Source organism: Micromonospora sp. NPDC048843 (assembly GCF_040649965.1).
GTDB classification, from domain to species: Bacteria; Actinomycetota; Actinomycetes; order Mycobacteriales; family Micromonosporaceae; genus Micromonospora; species Micromonospora hortensis.
Genome location: NZ_JBEZGJ010000080.1, coordinates 1 through 17243 on the forward strand (window position 1 = coordinate 1; position 17243 = coordinate 17243).

Below are 17243 nucleotides of genomic sequence, written 5' to 3' on the forward strand. Positions count from 1 at the left end.
GCTCTCCCCCCCCGGCCTCCACCGTGCGCCCCCCGCTCGGGGGCCCGGTCGCCCCGCCCTCCGCCCCCGCCCCCGCCGGGGCCCCCGCCCCCCCGGGGGGGGCGGGCCCCCCTGCTGCTCTCCTGAAGCGCGCTGACCGGCCGCGGTCGGCACGGCAGCCACTCCCCCCGAGGGGGGGGCCGATACTGTGCTCTTGCGCTAAGTGTCATCTCCCGCAACACTTAGCCGCATGGCACAGTATTCGGCGCAGCTCGACGGCGTGTTCGTCGCCCTCGCTGACCCGACCCGGCGCTGGGTCATTCGCCGCCTCGGCCACGGTCCGACGAGCGTCGGCGACCTCGCCCGCGAATGTCCGATGACCCTTCCGTCGTTCATGAAGCACGTGCAGACGCTCGAGTCGAACGGACTGATCCACACGACCAAGTCCGGCCGGGTGCGCACCTGCGTACTCAACCGCGAGCGCCTCGCTGTCGTCGACGACTGGCTCGCGGAGCAGCGCCGGATCTGGGAAGAGCGCACGGACCGCCTGGAACGCCTCGTTACCGATGAGCAGGAGAACCAGCAATGAATCCCGACCTGGACCTGACCATGGCGCGGGTCATCCGCGCACCTCTCGCCGCCGTGTGGAGCGCCTGGACCGACCCGTCGCGCTTCGAGAAGTGGTGGATACCGGCGCCGGCCCTGTGCCGCGTCGATCGCTTGGACGTCCGGCCCGGTGGCGCACTCGTGACCCGACTGAGCGAGGACGGGGTGGAGTTCGTCCCGCACCTCGACGCGTGTTTCCTCGTCGTCGACGATCTCGAACGGATCGTGTTCACCAATGTGATCGACAGCGCCTGGCGGCCCGCGCACCCAACCCCGGTCCCGATGACCGCGGAGATCACCATGAAGGATCATCCGGACGGCACCGACTACCGGATCATCGTCCGTCACGGTGATCCCGCCGCTCGTGACCTCCACGAGAAGATGGGCTTCGCCGACGGCTGGGGCTCGGTCACCGAACAACTCGCCGGGCTCGCGGAGAGCCAGGGGGCGCTGTGAAGATCGTCCCTACCGAGTTCGTCACGCTCGACGGCGTCAGCCAGGGGCCCGGCTCGCCGACCGAGGACACGAGCGACGACTTCACCCGAGGCGGCTGGCTCGTGCCCTACCTGCATGTCGGCGCCGCCCCGGCAGCGTAGAACCGGGCACCGGCCACGCGAGGGTGGCCGGTGCCCGGTGCCGTACGTCGACGGTCAGGCCGGTTCGGCGGCCGCTGCCGCGGCCCGCGCCGCCGCGGCGGCCGCCCGCTCGGCCGCGTTGCCGAGCACGCAGAACTCGTTGCCCTCCGGATCGGCGAGCACCACCCAACCACCACCGGTCGGGCCGACGTGGTCGGCGACGAGCGTCGCGCCGATACCGAGCAGCCGCTCGACCTCCTCGGCCCGGCTCCGGTCAGCGGGTTGCAGGTCGAGGTGCAGTCGGTTCTTCACCGTCTTGCCCTCGGGCACCGCGATGAAGAGCACCTCCGGGCCACCCGGCGGCAGGAGCATCGCCTCCGGGTCGCCGGGGAAGTCGTCGGGATGCCGGGGGCAGTCGAAGACCTGCGCCCAGAAGCCGGCGAGTGCGTACGTGTCGTGACAGTCGATGCTGATGTTGTGGATCGTCGAACTCATGCTTGGTCCTCCACAGTGGTCGGCAGGGCGGCTTCCGGGTCACCCGGAACGTCCTCCGGGAGCCGGGCGTAGCCGGGCACGGCCGACCAGAAGCCGGCCAGGGTGTACGTGTCGTGGCAGTCGAAACTGATGTTGCGGACCCGTGGATACACGGTGGTCTCGCCATCTTCGGATGGGGACGCTCCGCCGCCGGGGGTCAGCCTGCGAGGACCCGGGGTGCGGAGCCTTGACTGATGGACATCGACGCACCCCCCTTCCGCTCTCGGAGCTGACCCGGCGATCTTGCCACCGGTCGAGCGTGGCGCGCAACCCCAATCAGCCGGCGGCGGACACCGTTCCGGGCACCACCGGGGCGTCCGACGACGGCAGGGTGACAGTCACCTCCAGGCCACCGCCGGCCTGCGCGACCACCCGTACGGTCCCGCCGTGCGCGGCACACACCGCCCGGACGATGGACAGCCCCAGGCCGGAGCCACGGGCCCCGGTCCGTTCCCGGCCACCACGGCGGAACGGCTCGAACAGCCCCGGCACGTCGGCCTGGTCCACCTCGAACCCGGTGTTCCCCACCACCAGCCAGGACCGGTCACCGTCGGTGCCGGTGCGCACCCAGAGCCGACCGTGCAGGTGGTTGTAGCGGACCGCGTTCTCGATCAGGTTTCCGGCCAGCCGGTCGAGGAGCCCTGGGTCACCGACGACCGGCGCGGACTCCAGCGACGTCTGCACCCGCAGGCCGATCCGTTCCACCTCGCGGCGCATCGCCGACAGTGCGTTGGCGGTGCCCGCGGCGAGGTCACACTCGGTACGCCGGCCCAACTGCCGCCCGGTCTGCGCCTCGCTGCGGGCCAGCACGAGCAGCGCGTCCACCAGGCCGTTGGCCCGCTCGGAGGCGTCGCGGACCACTGTCGCCATCCGTCGGTACTCGGCGGTGTCCGCGTCGTCGTCGCTGAGCGTCACGTCGATCTCCGTCCGCATCACGGCGAGCGGCGTACGCAGCTCGTGCGAGGCGTTCGCCACGAAACGCTTCTGGGCCTCGAAGGCGGACGCGATCCGGTCCAGCATGGCGTCGAACGTCTTGGCCAGCTCGGCCACCTCGTCGTCGGCGCCCGAGTAACCGATCCGCTGGTCCAGGGTCGCCTCACCGAGCCGCTGGGCGGTCGCCGTGACCTGGTGCAGTGGGCGCAGCGCCCGACCGGCCACCGCGTACGCGCCGGCCACCCCGACCACGCTGATCGCCAGCAGCGCGACCAGGCCCTTGGCCAGCAGCTCCCCGGAGGCGGCATCGACCAACTGCCGCTGCCACTGGGCGGCGTCCATCTGCCGGCCGTCGGAGAGCAGCACGATCGTGCCGGGCACCAACTCGTCGGTGGGGCGCAACGCGTCACGGACCAGCAGCCAGGCCAGCAACACCAGGATCGCTCCGGCCCCGATCAGCAGCACCCCGTTGAGCAGTGTCAGCCGCAGGCGCAGGGTGGGTCGCAGCCGGCCGCTCATGCGCCTACCTCGGCGGTGCGATAGCCCGCCCCGACCACCGTCTCGATCAACGGCGGGTCACCGAGCTTCTTGCGTAGCGTCATCACTGTGACCCGGACGATGGTGGTGAACGGGTCGGTGTTCGCGTCCCAGACGCGTTCCAGCAGCTCCTCGCTGGAGACCACCGCGCCACGCGCCTTGAGCAGTTCGCAGAGCACCCCGAACTCCTTGTTGGTCAGGTCCACCGGCATGCCGGCGCGGGTGGCCACCCGGCGGGCCGGGTCGAGCACCAGGTCGGCCAGTTCGAGCACCGGCGGCGCGGCCGGGGTGGCCCGCCGCCCCAGCGCCTGCACCCGGGCGACCAGCTCGTCGAAGGCGAACGGTTTGGGCAGGTAGTCGTCCGCGCCGAGCTGCAACCCCTCCACCCGGTCGGCCACAGTGCCGCTGGCGGTGAGCATCAGCACCCGGGTCAACGCGCCGGAGGCCGCCAGGTCGGCGCAGATCTGGTCGCCGTGCACACCCGGCAGGTCGCGGTCGAGCACCACCACGTCGTACCGGGTGATGAACGCCGCCTCGTGGCCGGCGTCGCCGTCGTACGCCACGTCGACCGCCATCCCCCGCTTGCGCAACCCCCGTGCGATCGCGTCGGCGAGGTTGCGCTCGTCCTCGACCACCAGTACCCGCATCCCGGCCTCCTCGCTGCTGACCACCGACAACCTAGTGCCGGCCGGCAACCATCGTCCCTCGTCGGCCGCGCCGCCCGGCGTTGCGGGCCACCACGGAGTACGCGATGCTGGCCGGCGGCACCGAACGACGGACGGACTGGCATGACCACTGCGGCACCACCCACCCGGCGGGACATCGCCTACCGGGGTTTCCACCTGCCGGCCGACATGACCAGCGGTAGCGGTGACGGCCTGCTCGCCAGCGGTCGAGGGCTCGTCCTCGACGGCGTCGCCGAACGGGGCACCTGGACGTCGCCGCCGGTACCTGTCGGCTTCCCCGTCGCCGAGGTGGTGCCGTCCTGGACGGCCGACACCCCCGGCGACTGCTGGATCGAGGTCGACCTGCGCGGCTGGCACGACGACGTGCCCAGCACCGACTGGTACCGGCTGGCCCGCTGGGCCGCCGACGACCAGACGGTACGGCGCACGTCGCTGCCCGGACAGCGCGACAGTGCCGCCCGGGTCGACACCGACACCCTGATCGTGACCGGGGCGACGGTCACGGGTTGGCAGACGCGGGTGACCTTGTGCCGGCCCGCCGGCAGCCCGACCGGCCCGGTGCTGCGCAGCATCGGCGCGGTCGCCACCGGCCCCACGACAGCCGACCACTGGTACGCACGGGAGCCCGCCTCGTCCGCTGCCTGGGGGCGGGTGCTGGACGTGCCCCGCTACTCGCAGCGGCTGCACGCCGGCCAGTACCCGCAGTGGGGTGGTGGCGGGGACTCCTGGTGCAGCCCCACCTGCACCTCGATGGTGCTCGCCTACTGGGGCGCCGAGCCGACGCCGGACCGGTACGCCTGGGTGGAGCCGTCCGGCCCGCGTCCGGTGGTGGTGCACGCCGCCCGGCACTGCTACGACCACGCGTACGCCGGGGCCGGCAACTGGCCGTTCAACACGGCGTACGCCGGTCTGCACGGGGTGGACGCGTTCGTCACCCGGCTGCGGTCGCTGGTCGAGGCGGAGGCGTTCGTCGCCGCCGGCATCCCCCTGATCGTCTCCGCCGCGTTCCGGGCCGACGAGGTGCCGGGGCTCGGGTACGACACCGGAGGGCACCTGATGGTGCTGATCGGCTTCACCGCCGATGGCGACCCGGTGCTCAACGACCCGTACGCACCCGACGACGACGCGGTCCGCCGCACAGTGCCCCGGAAGGGGTTCGAGGCGGTCTGGCAACGCGGCAGCGGCGGGGTGGCGTACGTGCTGCGACCCGCGTCGGTGCCGCTGCCCCCGCCGCCCACCCAGGCGAACTGGTGATCAGTCGGTCAGTTTCCAGAGCTGGTACGAGCCGGTGGTGGTGGCGATGCACACCAGGTAGCCGGTGATCGCCTGACACCCCCCTGTGACATCGGGCAGCGCGTCCAGGATGTGCACCTTTCCGGCGGCGATGTCCAGCTCGCCGACGAGCACCCCTCCGTCGGGATGCCGGCGTATGCCGATCAGCCGGCCGCCGACACCGAGTTGGTACAGCTCCCACCGGCCCAGGTCGGCGAGCTGCTGGCCGGTCAGCGCATCGAGCACGACGTACTGCTCCGACGGACCGACACCGCTGAGGTTGGCCAACAGCCGGCCGTCCATCGGCCAGGCCCACCCCCACTGGCTGCTGCGCCAGCGCACCTCGCCGGTTGCCGGGTCGAGCGCCTGTAGTTCGTTGTTGCCGGTGCGCAGACACAGGACGGGGCCACAGTCCAGCGCGAAGTCGATGTGCACCCTGGCGCGGGTCCAGCGGGGCTTGAGCTGGTCCACCTCGTACGCGGTGACAGTGCCCGAGCCTCTGTCGATGGACAGCAGCAGGTCCTTGGTCAGGTCCAGTCCGATCCGACCACCGTCGGGTGGGCGCAGGTCGGCGCGGGCCAGCACGGCACCGGTGTTCGCGTCGCGTACCTCGACCGGCCCGTCCAATTGGTTGAGCACCACCCGGTCCACCCCGAGCCCGGTGTCCCGCACCCTCATGTCGGGGCCGAGGCCGGACAGCTCCCAGCGCACCGTGCCGCAACACGGATCCACAGCGCGCAGACTGGACGGCTTGGTCTCGCCGCCGTTGCGCAGCAGCAGATTTCCGTCGGTCAGCTTGGAGACGGCGCCCGGCTGCTGCCACCGGTACGCCCCGGTCGCCCGGTCCAGTGCGACGGTGAGTGTCTCCCGACCCTCCGGGCCGATCTCGTACCCGGTAGCCAGCAGCATCCCGGCCAGCGGAATCATCCCCCAGTACCGAGCCTCCGCCGGCAGCGTCGCCTGCCAGACCGGCTCGACGCCGGGCAGCCGATACGCGGCCAGCCGCGCCTGCCGCGCTTCGGTGCTGGCCGGCTCCATGACCAGGAGAAGGTCGCCATCGATCATGACGTCGGACCCGGGCCGGCCGGGCAGCGTCACCGGGGCCCGCCGGGGCGGTACGACGGCGGACGCGGCGAGCGTGACCAGCGCGAGCACCGCGACCAGCGCGCAGCGCAGCGGGCGACCGTGAGCGCGAGGTGGTCGGGGCGTCGGCTCCGGGTTCCTGTCGTCCCGCAGCTCGCCCAGGTCGATCACCGAGTCGGTCACCGCGTCAACCTCCACAGAGCGGTAGTGCCGTCGAGGCGCTGGCAGAGCAGGACGGGCAGGGACGCCTGGCAACTGCCGGCGATGCCCGGCAGCACGTCGACGATGCGCGTTCGGCCGGCCACCAGGTCCAGTTCGGCGACGACCATCCGACCGTCGTCACCCCGCCGCACACCGACCAGCGGGTCGTCCGGTCGCAGCACCGGCATCAGACTCCACGCGCCCAGTTCGGTCCGTATCTGCCCGGTGGCCGCGTCCCGCACCGCGTACCCCTGGCCGGGCCTGGCCATCAGCAGCCGACCGTACCGGACGTCGGCCAGGACGTCCTGGCCCGGTTCCGACCACTGCAGCGAGCCGGTGGCCGGGTCGAGCACCTGGAGGCCGCCGGTCTGCGGTACCGCGCAGAGCAGACCGCCGCATTCGAGCACATGCGACACCAGCGTCACCTCCGCCGTCCACCGTGGCTCCAACTCGGCCAGCCCGAAGCTCTCCAGCCGGGTGCTGCCCGGCGGGACGAGCAGCAGCAGGTCGTCGACGATCTGCACCCGCTGGTACGCCGACCGGTCGCCGGGCAGCGTGTCGATGCTGCGCAGCAGTTGGCCGGTGCCGGCGTCGTGCACCTGCACCTCGCCGGTCGGCTGGAGGAGCACGAATCGGTCGACCCGCCCCTCGGGAGTGTGATGGAAGGTGGGGCTGGCGGCCGGCGGGATCGGCACCGACCAGAGCACCAGGCCGGTGTCGGGCTCAAGCCCGCTCATCGCGCCCGACCCGTCCTCCCGGCCATTGGTCACCAGCAGGCCACCGCCGGTTGTCGGCTGTGGAGCACCGGGATGCTGCCAGCGTTGCCGGCCCGTCGCTGTGTCGAAGGCGGTGGTCTGGAACAGCCGGTTGGGGGCGTTGACAGCCATCGCCAGCACCAACCCCTGCTCGACCCGGACGTCGAGGTAGTCACCGGTGCGGGCCAGCGGCGCCTGCCACCGCCGCCGCACCCCAGTGCCGGTCGGCGCCGGTCGGGCGTACGCGGTCAGGTACCGGTCCCCGTCGGGTGTCGGCGGATCGACCACGAAGACGCCGTCCCCGGCCAGGTACGCGGTGGCCGTCCGCGACGCCGGCACCACGCTCACCGTTCGCCGTGTTGTCGGCGCGGCACCGGCCAGCACCACCAGGCTGAGGAACAGCACAGTCGCGCTGCGCAGTGGGCGACCGACGGCGCGCGGGCGGCGAACCGGAGGCGCCGACACGGGCTCGTCGCGAATCTCGCCCAGCTCGATGATCGACAACGACCGTCCTTCCGTCACCAGGTAAGGCTGGCCGACGGGTCACCGTCCGGCAAACCGACAGTCGGCGCACCGGCCCGGCAAAAGTGACGGAACCCCGCCTGTACGATGGCGCGTCGTGGCTGTGCCGGTGGTAGACCCTTCGCTGAATCCCGTTACCGACGCCGACCCGGCCGAGGCCGAGTCGACACGGCGGCCTCGTCGCCGTCCGGCCCGAGCCGACCTGTTGGCCCTCGGAGCCTATGTGCTGCTGGGCGTCTTCGTCTGCCTCAACTACTGGGGTGACGTCAACGGCCGGGTCTCCTCGCACCTGCCCACCGATCACAGTTGGTTCGAGTGGCTGTTCGCGCACGGCGAGTACTCGGTGCGGCACCTGGAGAACCCGCTGTTCACAGCCCGTCAGAACGCCCCGGACGGGGTGAACATGATGGCCAACACCTCGCTGCTCGGGGTGACCCTGCCGCTGGCCCCACTGACCATGCTGCTCGGCCCCCAGGTGATGTACGCGATCTACCTGGGCGCGGCGCTGGCGGCCACCGCCGGCACCAGCTACTGGATGCTCTCGCGCCACCTGGTGCGCTCCCGGGCGGCAGCGTTCGTCGGCGGCGCGTTCCTCGGCTTCGCGCCGGGAATCATCCACCACGCCAACGGCCAACCGAACTTCGTTTCCAACTTCCTGCTCCCGCTGATCGTGGTGCGGGTGCTGACCCTGGGTGAGCCGGGCCGGTGGCGACGCAACGGGCTCGTGCTCGGTGCGCTGGTGGCGTACCAGATCTTCATCAACGAGGAGATGCTGCTGCTCACCGCGCTGGCCTGCCTGGTCATCGTGCTGGCGTACGCCGTGCAGCGGCCGCGAGCGACCCGGGCCGCCGCCGGCACCTTCCTGGCCGGGCTCGGCGTCGCCGGCGGGCTGGCCCTGGTGCTCACCGCGTACCCGATCTGGTTCCAGTTCAACGGCCCGCAGTCCTACCGGGGTCTGCAGGGCGGCGTGTTCCACAACTGGGGCGAGGACCTGGTCGCCTTCGTCACCTTCGCCCGGGACACCTGGGCCGGGGACCCGGCAGTGGAGAAGACGATCGGTCTGACCGAGCAGAACACCTGGTTCGGTTGGCCGCTGGTGCTGCTCTCGGTGGTGGCTCTGGTGCTGCTCGTACGCCGCTCGCTGCCCGCCCGGATCGCCGCGGTGCTCATCGTGGTGTTCAGCGTGGCCGCGATCGGGCCGTTCGTGCGCTTCAACGGTGTGGAGACCGGTGTGCGCGGCCCGTGGTCGTACGTGTCGGACGACCTGCCGCTGGTCGAGATGATGATGCCGACCCGGTTGACGCTGGTCGTCGCCGCCGCTGTGGGCGTACTGCTCGCGTTGACCTGGGACGCCGCGCACCGCCAGGGGCGCCCGGTGGCCGACCGGCCGCGGGTGCCGGCCCAGCGGGTGGCGGAGGCGACCCCGGCGACGTCCGACGACGAACCGGCCGCGCCGGCCGCCACGCACCGCCGGTGGCTGCGCCCGGTGGGGTACGCGGCGGTCGCGCTCGCCGTGCTGCCGCTGTTCCCCCGCCCGTTGCCCGCCCAGCAGATCGACCCACCGCCGCACTTCATCACCGCTGGCGGCTGGCAGCCGTACGTGCCGGCGGGTCGAACCCTGGTGCCGGTGCCGATCCCGAGCAACGTGCACGGTCTGCCGACGCTGCGGTGGAGTGCGCTGACCGGGCAGGAGTTCCCCGTTCCGGGCGGCTACTTCATCGGGCCGAACGAGCTGGGTGAGGGGGTCTTCGGTGCGCCGAACCGGCCGACCAGCTCCCTCATCTACTCCTCAATGGACAGCGGCACGGTTCCGACGCTGACCGACGAGAACCGCCGCCAAGCCGTCGAGGACCTGCGGTTCTGGCGGGCGTCGGTGGTGGTGCTCGGAGCGCACCCCCGCGAGGCGGTGCTCCGTGAGCTGGTCACCGCCCTGATCGGGCCACCGCAGCGGGTCGACGACGTCTGGGTCTGGGACGTGCGCGCCCTGGTGGGTTAGTCAGCCGACCCGGTCCCTGACGTCCCACAACCATCCGCCGTCGACCGGTCGGCCTGGGCCGAGCAGGTCGTCGACGGTTCGGCGGACCGGGTCACCGTGCTCCACTTGCCCGAGGACGACCACCGCGGCACGCCAGTGCCGCAGGTCGTCGACGGCCTGGCGGCGGTCGGCGTCGCTGAGCACCGGCACCGCGCCGGTCTCGGCCACCTGCCGCAGCAGTACCGACGTGGGCCGGTCCGGCGAACCCCAGCGGGCCGCCGGGTCGTCCGGGCCGCTGGGGCCGATGAAGTAACCGCCCGGCGCGGCGAACCCCAAGCCGGTACGGGCGGACCAGAGCATCACCGGGCTCCGCCCGGCACCGGTGACCGGGGGCACCGCTACCACCGTCCGACCGGGCGGCACCAGCGGACGCCAGCCACCGGCGGCGAGAAACGCCGGCACCGGCGCGACCGGCACCACGCGGATCGGCGTCGGGATCAGGGGCAGCAACGCGGCGGCGACCGCGCCCGCCCACAGCAGCCATACCGGTAGACCCGGCGCCACGTTCGGCCCGCGCGCGGCCCGGACCCGGTCCACTGAAAGCGCCACCAGCACACCCAGCACCGGTACGCAGACCAGCGCGAACCGGGCCGGCACCGCGAGATCGAGCAATGGCAGCCCGCCGACCAGCCGGTACGGCCCCGGAATGCCGGTGGCCTCACCGTCCACCCGCAGTTCGTCGCCGAGCGAGAGCAGGGCGAAGACCACGCCGCAGGCGGCCAGTGCCCGGACCAACGGTCGTCGCCACTGCCAGATCACGATCACCACGGCGAGCACCAGCAGGCCCGGGCCGAAGAACGAGTTCTCCTCGGTCGGATTCGGCGAGAGCAGCCCCGGCAGCCAGTCGTCACCCAGCACTGTCTGTCTGGCCGACGCGGTGAACGAGGCGACGTCCAGTTGGAAGCCCTGCGTGGCGAACGCCATCCCGGAGTAGTGCTGCGGGCCGTAAAACTGGAACCACAGCGGGTACGCCAGCGGCACCGCCGCCACGCCGGCCGCCACCGCGAGTCGGCCGAAGAGGGCCGGCGCCAGCCGTCGAGCGGCCACCCGGTCGGCGAGCGCGTGGCCCAGTGCGAAGACGCCGGCCGCGAGCACCAGGAAGACAAGCACCTCCTCGCCGATGAAGACCTGCCAGACGAGCAGCAGCCCCAGGGCGACGCCGGGCCGCCACACGCCGTGTCGTGTCGTCTCCGAGTCGGGCCGGAACACCAGGGCGAGGATCGCGGGCACCAGGAACTGGGCGGCGATGTGCAGGTGGGCGCCCGCCTGAGCGATCATGCCCGGGGCGAAGCCACAGATCAGCCCACCCACCGCTGCCGAGGCCCGGGAGCCGACCAGCCGGCGGCGCAGCAGCACGTACCAGGCGACGGCGGTCCCGGCGAGGCAGCAGACGACCGCCACGCAGAACGCCACCTGCGACCCGAAGAGCAGGGTGACCGGGGTGAGCGGGACCCCCAGGCCGAGCACCGAGGTGTTCGCCATCAGGTTGACCCCGTCGGGCGCGTTCAACCCGGTGCTGAAGAGCGGGTTCTCCCCCTCGACCACCGCATGCGCCGCGTGGGCCAGCATCCACTCGAAGAGAATCTGGTCACCCGCCTGGTGGAACAGCCGCCACGGGTGACCCCACTGCCCGCTGGTCACCAGCACGGCGAGGCCCAGATAGCCGGCCACCACCAACGCGTCCCGCAGCCAGGCCGGACGGAACACGCCGACCGTCGCCGGGGGCGAAATGCTCGGGGACGTCGTCCCGGTGGTCATCAGACCGAACGGTCGGTGAGCGTCCGGACGTCCCAGACCCAGACGTCCAACTCCTGGCGGCCCGGGCCGACCAGCTCCTCGACCGTACGTCGCAGTGGCTCGGCGTTCTGCTGCCGCACCGGCAGCACCAGGATCGCCGCCCGCCAGTGCCGCAGCTCGTCGGCGAAGCGCCGACGCTGCCGGTCGTCCAGCTTGGGCGTACGGCCGGTGGTCGCCACCTCCTCCAGCATCTGACCCACCCCGCTGGGACGACCGCCGAACCGGCCCGCGTCACCGGTGTTGCCGTTGCGGGGCGCGAGGAAATAACCGCCGGGGATCTTGAAGTCGAGGTTGGTGGCCGCCGCCCAGCGCATGCCGTGCGTGTTGCCCATGCTCGGCACCGGGATCGGCACCAGCGTCTGGTCCGGCCCGACGTACGCCCGCCACCGGTCCGCCGTGATGAAGTCCGGCACCGGCGGCCGGGAGACCATCCGCAGCGGCATCGGCGCGATCGGCAGCAGCGCGAAGGCCAGGCCCGCGGCGGTGAGCACCCGGACCGTACGACGGTCGGCCGGGCGTAGCGCCCAGGCCCGCTCGACGGCGAGCGCCAGCAGCAGGCCGATCACCACGCTGGTGATGAGCCCGAACCGGGTCGGCACCACAGCGTCCAGCAGCGGCAGGTGGACCAACCACTGCCACGGCCCGGTGATCAGCTCGCGGTCCCACCAGGAGACCCGCTCGCCGAGGGAGAGCACGGCGAAGAACACGCCGGTCACCGCGAGCGCCCGAACGATCAACTCCCGGCGCAGCCAGACCACGATGCCGATGGCCAGCATCGACAGGCTCCAGCCGAAGAAGGCGTTCTCCTCGGAGTAGTTCGGCGCAAGGTTGATGTTGGCTCGCTGGTTGCCGCCGAGGGTGGGCGAGCCGGGGGCGAAGAAGGCGGCGATGTCGTTGCCGTAGTCCTTCACCGCGTCGCTGAGCCCGTGGTAGGCCATCGGCCCGGCGAACTGCACGTAGAGCGGGTACGCCAGCAGCGCCCCCGCCAGCAGCGCGCAGGTCACCACGCCGACGCCCAGGGGTCGCCACGTCGCCCGCCACCGGGCCGGCTCCTGGGCCAGCACCGCCAACAGGAAGACACCGCAGGCCAGCGCCGTGAAGAGCAGGATCTCCTCGTTGATGAACGCCTGCGCGGTGACCAGCAGGGCGAGCAGGGCCCCGTCCCGGACCGGTTTCCCGGAGCGGGTGAGCACCAGCACCCGCCACACGATGAACGGCAGCAGGAACTGGCTGATGATGTTCGGGTGCCAACTGGCGTGCGAGAGCATCGCGGGCGAGAACCCGCAGAACCAGCCGCCGACCGCCGCCGCGAGCGGGGTACGCACCAGGTGGCGGGAGAGCATCAGGTACCAGGCCATGGCGGTGCCGGCGAGACCGAGCGTGACCAGCACCACGAAGGAGACCGCCGGCCCGAAGAGCAGCGTCACCGGGACCATCGGGATGCCCAGCGCCAACACGGCAGTGTTGGCCATCAGGTTGACGCCGTCCGGGTAGTTGAACTGCTCGGTGTAGAACGGGTACTCGCCGTGCAGCACCACGCGTACCGAGTGGGCGAGGAAGAACTGCACCTGCGCCGGGTCACCGGTGTAGAGCGAGGCCACCCGACCGGACGGGTCCAGCCAGATCCGGCTGGTCACCCAGAGTGCGGCGAGCAGGAACAGCCCGCCCACAGCCAGGTGCTGCCGACGCCGAGTCCACCGGCGCCACCGCGCCCGCGTCGGCACCGCGCTCTCGGCCGCTGCTCCGGGCTCGGCCCGCGTCTCGGGCGCGGCCGGCGTTTCTGGGCCGGTCGGCACTTCGGGGTCGGCTGGCGCTGTGGTGGGGGCGGCTGGCGCTGTGGTGGGGGCGGCAGGCGCTGTGGTGGGGGCGGCAGGCGCTGTGGTGGGGGCGGCCGGCGCATCGGGCTCGGCCGGCGCTGTGGTGGGGGCGGTCAGCGCGGGCGGGCCGGCGAAGAGGCCGGCCGGTGTGCGGTAACTCACCAGCTCGGCGGAGTCGGCTGCCGCCTCCGGGTGCGGCGCGGGCAGGGCGCGGGACTCGGCAGGCGTCACAGTCGGCGGAGTCTACCGGAGCAACCAAAACGCCCTAAACCCCCGGTGGTGTCCATTGTGGTGGTTCCGGTGCCGGCCAACTGAGGTGCCGCACCGGACATCTCGTACTATGGCGCTTTCCGACAGCGACGGCGAGGCGATCGGGGGCGGGCCAGGTGACTCCAGGCCGTCGGTACGGCAGGGCGCTTCCCGTCCTGCTGAGCGCGCTGCTGGCCGGCACGGCCTGCGGTCCGGTAGCCGAGCGGAAGCCGCAGGACCTCCGGGTCGGGTACGACAGCCTGGACGGCACCCTCGCCGTGTGGCCGCCCCGAGGCGACCTCTCCGGGGACGCCACGGCGACGGCGGCGGTCACCACGGCGGTCCGGGGCTGGCGGTCGCCGGCCGACGACCGTGTGCACCTGCCCTCGTCCGGCATCCTCTTCTCCGGTCGGGTCGACGGCGCCCCGGTGGCGCTGGTGGCCGCCGACGTACCCGGCGAAAGCGCCTCCTGGCTGCTGCAACTGACTCGCGAGGGCGACCGGTACGCGGTGACCCGCGCCACCGAGTACACCGACCCGGGTTACCTCGTCTACTCCGACGTGCTGCCGGTGCAGACGGCCGGCGGTCGGCGTTACCTGGTGTCGGCCCGGGTGCAGAGCCTCCTCGGGCCACAGGACCGGACATTGACCATCGCGGACGGTCTCAGCGCACCTGTCGACGTGCCGTCCTGCACGGCCGTCGGCGTGACCGCGACCCTGCGAACCACGGAGTCGCTCCCCCGTGGGCGGGCCGCCGACCGGCTGCTCGACCTGGGCACCGGCACCGTCGACCCGCGCTATCCGTTGGTCCGCGACGAGTCCGGCACGGGCCGGCGGGCGCTCACCGGCCTGGACACCTGCGTGCTGTCCGGCGATCGGGGCCCCTTCGGCAGCATCCCGCGGCGGATCGGGGACCGGGACGCCCCACGCTCGGTGCCGACGTCCTGGCCGATGGCGAAGCTCACCGTGCGCTCGCTCGGCGAAGTCGCCCTCGGCGGCGGCGAACCGGCCGAGTTGCAGCAGCTCAGTTGGGACACCGACGCCGGCGCGATGACGGCGGTGATCTACCGACCGGCCGACGGGAGCGCACCCGTCGTCTCACCCGCCGACCGGGCCACCCCGTTGCAGGCGTACCAACTACCGGTGCCCGGTCAGCCGCTGGTGGTGCTGAGCTGGCGGCCCACCCGGGACAGCTCCCTGTCCGTTCCCCCGGGCACTCCCCTGCTCGTCGAGCGCCCCGGCTTGGCGGTCATCCCCACCCCGTCGCGCTCCCAGACCTACAGCCTCGCCAACACCGACAAGACCCACTACCGCTCAATCTCCCCCCGCTAGCCCCCCGCGCCCCGCCGCAGCCCACCCCGCCCGCCCCACCCCACCCGCACGATCTTGCACTTTCTGTGCCGACAAATCGACACGCAAGGTGCAATACGCCAACCGAAAGTGCAAGATCGGCGGAGGCAGGGCGGGGCGCGCAGGGCAGGGCGCGCAGGGCGGGGCAGGGCGCGCGGGGCAAGGCGGGGCGCGCAGGGCGGGGCAGGGCGCGCGGGGGCGGGGTTGGATATGCGGCGGCGGGCGTCCCGAGGGACGCCCGCCGTTGTTCGTTCTCGTCAGTTCTGTGCTGCCGCGTCACTCGGGGTGAGGCGGTCCGGGGTGGCGTCCAGGCCGGAGATCCAACCGGTGACGTTGCGGGCCACGTCCTGAGCGGTCAGACCCAGGTCGGCGAGGATCTGCGCGCGGGTGCCGTGCGGGTGCCAGTCGGCCGGCACACCCAGGTCCTTGAGCGGCACCCGGACGTCGGCGTCGCGCATCGCCTGGGCGAGCGCGTCGCCCACCCCGCCGACCCGGACGCCGTCCTCGACGCTGACCACGAGCCGGTGGCGGGCGGCCAGGTCGACCAGTTCCGCCGGGACCGGACGCACCCAGCGGGGGTCGACGACTGTGACCCCGTAGCCCTGCTCGGCGACCCGGGCGGCCACCTCCATGCCCAACTGGCCGAAGGAGCCGACGGCGACGAGCAGCACGTCGGTACGGGCGGACTCGGCCAGCACGTCGACAGTGCCGACCCGGCGCAGCGCCGGCAGGTCCGCGGCGACCGCACCGGTCGGGAACCGCACCACCGTCGGGCCGTTGTCGACGGCCAGCGCCTCGCGCAACTCCTCGCGCAGGGTGGCGGCGTCGCGGGGAGCGGCGATCCGCAGCCCCGGCACCACCCCGAAGACCGACATATCCCAGATGCCGTAGTGGCTGGGCCCGTCCGGGCCGGTGATGCCCGCCCGGTCCAGCACGAAGGTCACCGGCAGCTTGTGCATCGCCACGTCCAACAGGACCTGGTCGAAGGCGCGGTTGAGGAACGTGGCGTAGACCGCTACCACCGGGTGCAGGCCACCGAGCGCCAACCCGGCCGCCGAGGTGGCCGCGTGCTGCTCGGCGATGCCCACGTCGTACACCCGCTCGGGGTACTTGCGGGCCAGCTTGGCGATGCCGGTCGGCTCGGCCATGGCAGCGGTGATGCCCACCACGTCCGGGCGCTCGTCGGCGATGGCCAGCAGCTCGTCGGCGAAGACGTGCGTCCACTTCACCGACGGGGCGGCCAGCAGCGCGCCGGTCTCCACGTCGAAGGCGCTGCCGGGGCCGTGCAGGCAGTCGGCCTCGTCCTCCTCGGCGGGACGGTAGCCGTAGCCCTTTCGGGTGACCGCGTGCACGATGACCGGGCCGCCGAAGTTCTTGGCCGCGCGCAGCGCCGCCTCGACCGCGCCCACGTCGTGCCCGTCCACCGGGCCCACGTACTTGATGCCAAGGTCCTCGAACATGGCCTGCGGGGCGACCGCGTCCTTGATGCCCTTCTTGACCGCGTGCAGCACCTCGTACATCGGCTTGCCGACCAGCGGCGTGGAGCCGAGGGCGTCCTTGACGGTGTCGAGGACCTTCTCGTAGCCGGGGTTGAGCCGCAGCGAGGAGAGGTGGTCGGCCAGCCCGCCGATGGTCGGCGAGTAGGACCGGCCGTTGTCGTTGACCACGATCACGAGGGAGTTGCCGGCAGTGGCGATGTTGTTCAGCGCCTCCCAGCACATGCCGCCGGTCAGCGCGCCGTCACCGACCACTGCCACGACGCTGCGCGCCTCGCCCCGGAGGGCGTACGCCTTGGCGAGGCCGTCGGCGTAGGACAGCGCCGTGGAAGCGTGCGAGTTCTCGATGAGGTCGTGCTCGCTCTCCGCCTGGCTGGGGTAGCCGGAGAGGCCACCGCGCTGACGGAGCTTGTCGAAGCCGGCCTGACGCCCGGTGAGGATCTTGTGTACGTACGCCTGGTGGCCGGTGTCGAACAGGAGCCGGTCCCGGGGGGAGTCGAAGACGCGATGCATGGCGAGCGTCAGCTCGACCACACCGAGGTTGGGCCCGACGTGCCCGCCGGTACGGGAGACCTTGGTGATCAGGAAGTCCCGGATCTCGGCGGCGAGGACGTCCAGTTCCTCGCCGGACATCCGCTTGACGTCCTGCGGACCGCGAACCGTCCCCAGCAGCCGGCCGTGGTTGGCCGTGTCCTCTTCAACACTCATGACCGGAGAGTCTATCGGCCCCCCGGTACTCCGCAGCCCGACCCGCGCCCCACGCACCCGCGCCGGGCGGGGAGTGGGCAGCTGAGCGCCCGGTCAGGCGCCGACGCGG

General features: G+C 72.4%; 15 protein-coding genes. 6 read left to right on the forward strand and 9 right to left on the reverse strand.

The genetic code is table 11. From position 1 onward, the window contains the following. Positions 1 to 229 precede the first annotated feature (229 nt). Genes AB0C20_RS19410 through AB0C20_RS19420 form a run of 3 tightly spaced genes read left to right on the forward strand, consistent with a single transcriptional unit; the run spans position 230 to position 1181 of the window. The gene (locus AB0C20_RS19410) at positions 230 to 568 is read left to right on the forward strand and encodes a metalloregulator ArsR/SmtB family transcription factor (RefSeq protein WP_357182691.1); all 339 of its coding nucleotides are present in this window, start codon (positions 230 to 232) and stop codon (positions 566 to 568) included. After that, positions 565 to 1041: an SRPBCC domain-containing protein gene (locus AB0C20_RS19415; RefSeq protein ID WP_357182695.1), complete on the forward strand. Its 477-nt coding sequence runs from the start codon at positions 565 to 567 to the stop codon at positions 1039 to 1041. The genes AB0C20_RS19410 and AB0C20_RS19415 overlap by 4 nt, the downstream gene beginning before the upstream one ends. Then, positions 1038 to 1181, forward strand: a complete 144-nt coding sequence (locus AB0C20_RS19420; RefSeq protein WP_357182699.1) for a hypothetical protein — start codon at positions 1038 to 1040, stop codon at positions 1179 to 1181. The genes AB0C20_RS19415 and AB0C20_RS19420 overlap by 4 nt, the downstream gene beginning before the upstream one ends. 54 nt (positions 1182 to 1235) lie before the next feature. Here AB0C20_RS19420 and AB0C20_RS19425 read toward each other — a convergent pair whose 3' ends face one another. The 4 genes from AB0C20_RS19425 to AB0C20_RS19440 all read right to left on the reverse strand — a co-directional run bounded on the left by AB0C20_RS19425 (position 1236) and on the right by AB0C20_RS19440 (position 3811). Further along, positions 1236 to 1655, reverse strand: coding sequence for a VOC family protein (locus AB0C20_RS19425; protein WP_357182702.1), 420 nt, complete (start codon positions 1653 to 1655; stop codon positions 1236 to 1238). Continuing rightward, the gene (locus tag AB0C20_RS19430) at positions 1652 to 1807 is read right to left on the reverse strand and encodes a hypothetical protein (RefSeq protein ID WP_357182705.1); all 156 of its coding nucleotides are present in this window, start codon (positions 1805 to 1807) and stop codon (positions 1652 to 1654) included. The genes AB0C20_RS19425 and AB0C20_RS19430 overlap by 4 nt, the downstream gene beginning before the upstream one ends. Before the next feature lie 163 nt (positions 1808 to 1970). Further along, positions 1971 to 3146 carry a HAMP domain-containing sensor histidine kinase gene (locus tag AB0C20_RS19435; protein ID WP_357182708.1) on the reverse strand — a complete coding sequence of 392 codons (1176 nt, stop codon included), beginning with the start codon at positions 3144 to 3146 and terminating at the stop codon, positions 1971 to 1973. Further along, positions 3143 to 3811 carry a response regulator transcription factor gene (locus AB0C20_RS19440; RefSeq protein WP_357568449.1) on the reverse strand — a complete coding sequence of 223 codons (669 nt, stop codon included), beginning with the start codon at positions 3809 to 3811 and terminating at the stop codon, positions 3143 to 3145. The genes AB0C20_RS19435 and AB0C20_RS19440 overlap by 4 nt, the downstream gene beginning before the upstream one ends. A 141-nt stretch (positions 3812 to 3952) precedes the next feature. Here AB0C20_RS19440 and AB0C20_RS19445 point away from each other — a divergent pair, with 141 nt between their 5' ends. Beyond that, a complete protein-coding gene (locus tag AB0C20_RS19445) occupies positions 3953 to 5104 on the forward strand; it encodes a peptidase C39 family protein (protein WP_357182714.1) in 1152 nt (383 codons plus the stop codon). Here AB0C20_RS19445 and AB0C20_RS19450 read toward each other — a convergent pair whose 3' ends face one another. Together AB0C20_RS19450 and AB0C20_RS19455 are read right to left on the reverse strand one after the other, a co-directional pair. Beyond that, positions 5105 to 6388 (reverse strand): PQQ-binding-like beta-propeller repeat protein, encoded by a 1284-nt coding sequence (locus AB0C20_RS19450; RefSeq protein ID WP_357568450.1) that lies wholly within the window; start codon positions 6386 to 6388, stop codon positions 5105 to 5107. Then, a complete protein-coding gene (locus tag AB0C20_RS19455) occupies positions 6385 to 7683 on the reverse strand; it encodes a PQQ-binding-like beta-propeller repeat protein (protein WP_357182720.1) in 1299 nt (432 codons plus the stop codon). Before AB0C20_RS19455 ends, AB0C20_RS19450 begins: the two co-directional genes overlap by 4 nt. 109 nt (positions 7684 to 7792) lie before the next feature. Between AB0C20_RS19455 and AB0C20_RS19460 the strand changes: the two genes are divergently transcribed. Next, the gene (locus AB0C20_RS19460; RefSeq protein ID WP_357183136.1) at positions 7793 to 9679 is read left to right on the forward strand and encodes a hypothetical protein; all 1887 of its coding nucleotides are present in this window, start codon (positions 7793 to 7795) and stop codon (positions 9677 to 9679) included. On the opposite strand, the gene AB0C20_RS19465 is transcribed toward AB0C20_RS19460, so the two are convergent. Next, positions 9680 to 11476, reverse strand: coding sequence for a hypothetical protein (locus tag AB0C20_RS19465; protein WP_357568451.1), 1797 nt, complete (start codon positions 11474 to 11476; stop codon positions 9680 to 9682). Beyond that, the gene (locus tag AB0C20_RS19470) at positions 11476 to 13239 is read right to left on the reverse strand and encodes a hypothetical protein (protein WP_357183138.1); all 1764 of its coding nucleotides are present in this window, start codon (positions 13237 to 13239) and stop codon (positions 11476 to 11478) included. The genes AB0C20_RS19465 and AB0C20_RS19470 overlap by 1 nt, the downstream gene beginning before the upstream one ends. A gap of 518 nt (positions 13240 to 13757) precedes the next feature. Between AB0C20_RS19470 and AB0C20_RS19475 the strand changes: the two genes are divergently transcribed. Continuing rightward, entirely contained in the window at positions 13758 to 14912 is a 1155-nt protein-coding gene (locus AB0C20_RS19475; protein ID WP_357183142.1) for a hypothetical protein, read from the forward strand. Between the two features lie 275 nt (positions 14913 to 15187). Here the strand turns inward: AB0C20_RS19475 and dxs are convergent, their stop codons facing one another. Then, positions 15188 to 17134: a 1-deoxy-D-xylulose-5-phosphate synthase gene (gene dxs, locus AB0C20_RS19480; RefSeq protein WP_238683351.1), complete on the reverse strand. Its 1947-nt coding sequence runs from the start codon at positions 17132 to 17134 to the stop codon at positions 15188 to 15190. Positions 17135 to 17243 lie beyond the last annotated feature (109 nt).

Bases quoted from the DNA above. Each gene is read 5' to 3' on its own strand.
- AB0C20_RS19410 (WP_357182691.1), top strand. From the start codon at position 230: ATGGCACAGTATTCGGCGCAGCTCGACGGCGTGTTCGTCGCCCTCGCT.
- AB0C20_RS19415 (WP_357182695.1), top strand. From the start codon at position 565: ATGAATCCCGACCTGGACCTGACCATGGCGCGGGTCATCCGCGCACCT.
- AB0C20_RS19425 (WP_357182702.1), bottom strand. From the start codon at position 1,655: ATGAGTTCGACGATCCACAACATCAGCATCGACTGTCACGACACGTAC.
- AB0C20_RS19435 (WP_357182708.1), bottom strand. From the start codon at position 3,146: ATGAGCGGCCGGCTGCGACCCACCCTGCGCCTGCGGCTGACACTGCTC.
- AB0C20_RS19440 (WP_357568449.1), bottom strand. From the start codon at position 3,811: ATGCGGGTACTGGTGGTCGAGGACGAGCGCAACCTCGCCGACGCGATC.
- AB0C20_RS19445 (WP_357182714.1), top strand. From the start codon at position 3,953: ATGACCACTGCGGCACCACCCACCCGGCGGGACATCGCCTACCGGGGT.
- AB0C20_RS19465 (WP_357568451.1), bottom strand. From the start codon at position 11,476: ATGACCACCGGGACGACGTCCCCGAGCATTTCGCCCCCGGCGACGGTC.
- dxs (WP_238683351.1), bottom strand. From the start codon at position 17,134: ATGAGTGTTGAAGAGGACACGGCCAACCACGGCCGGCTGCTGGGGACG.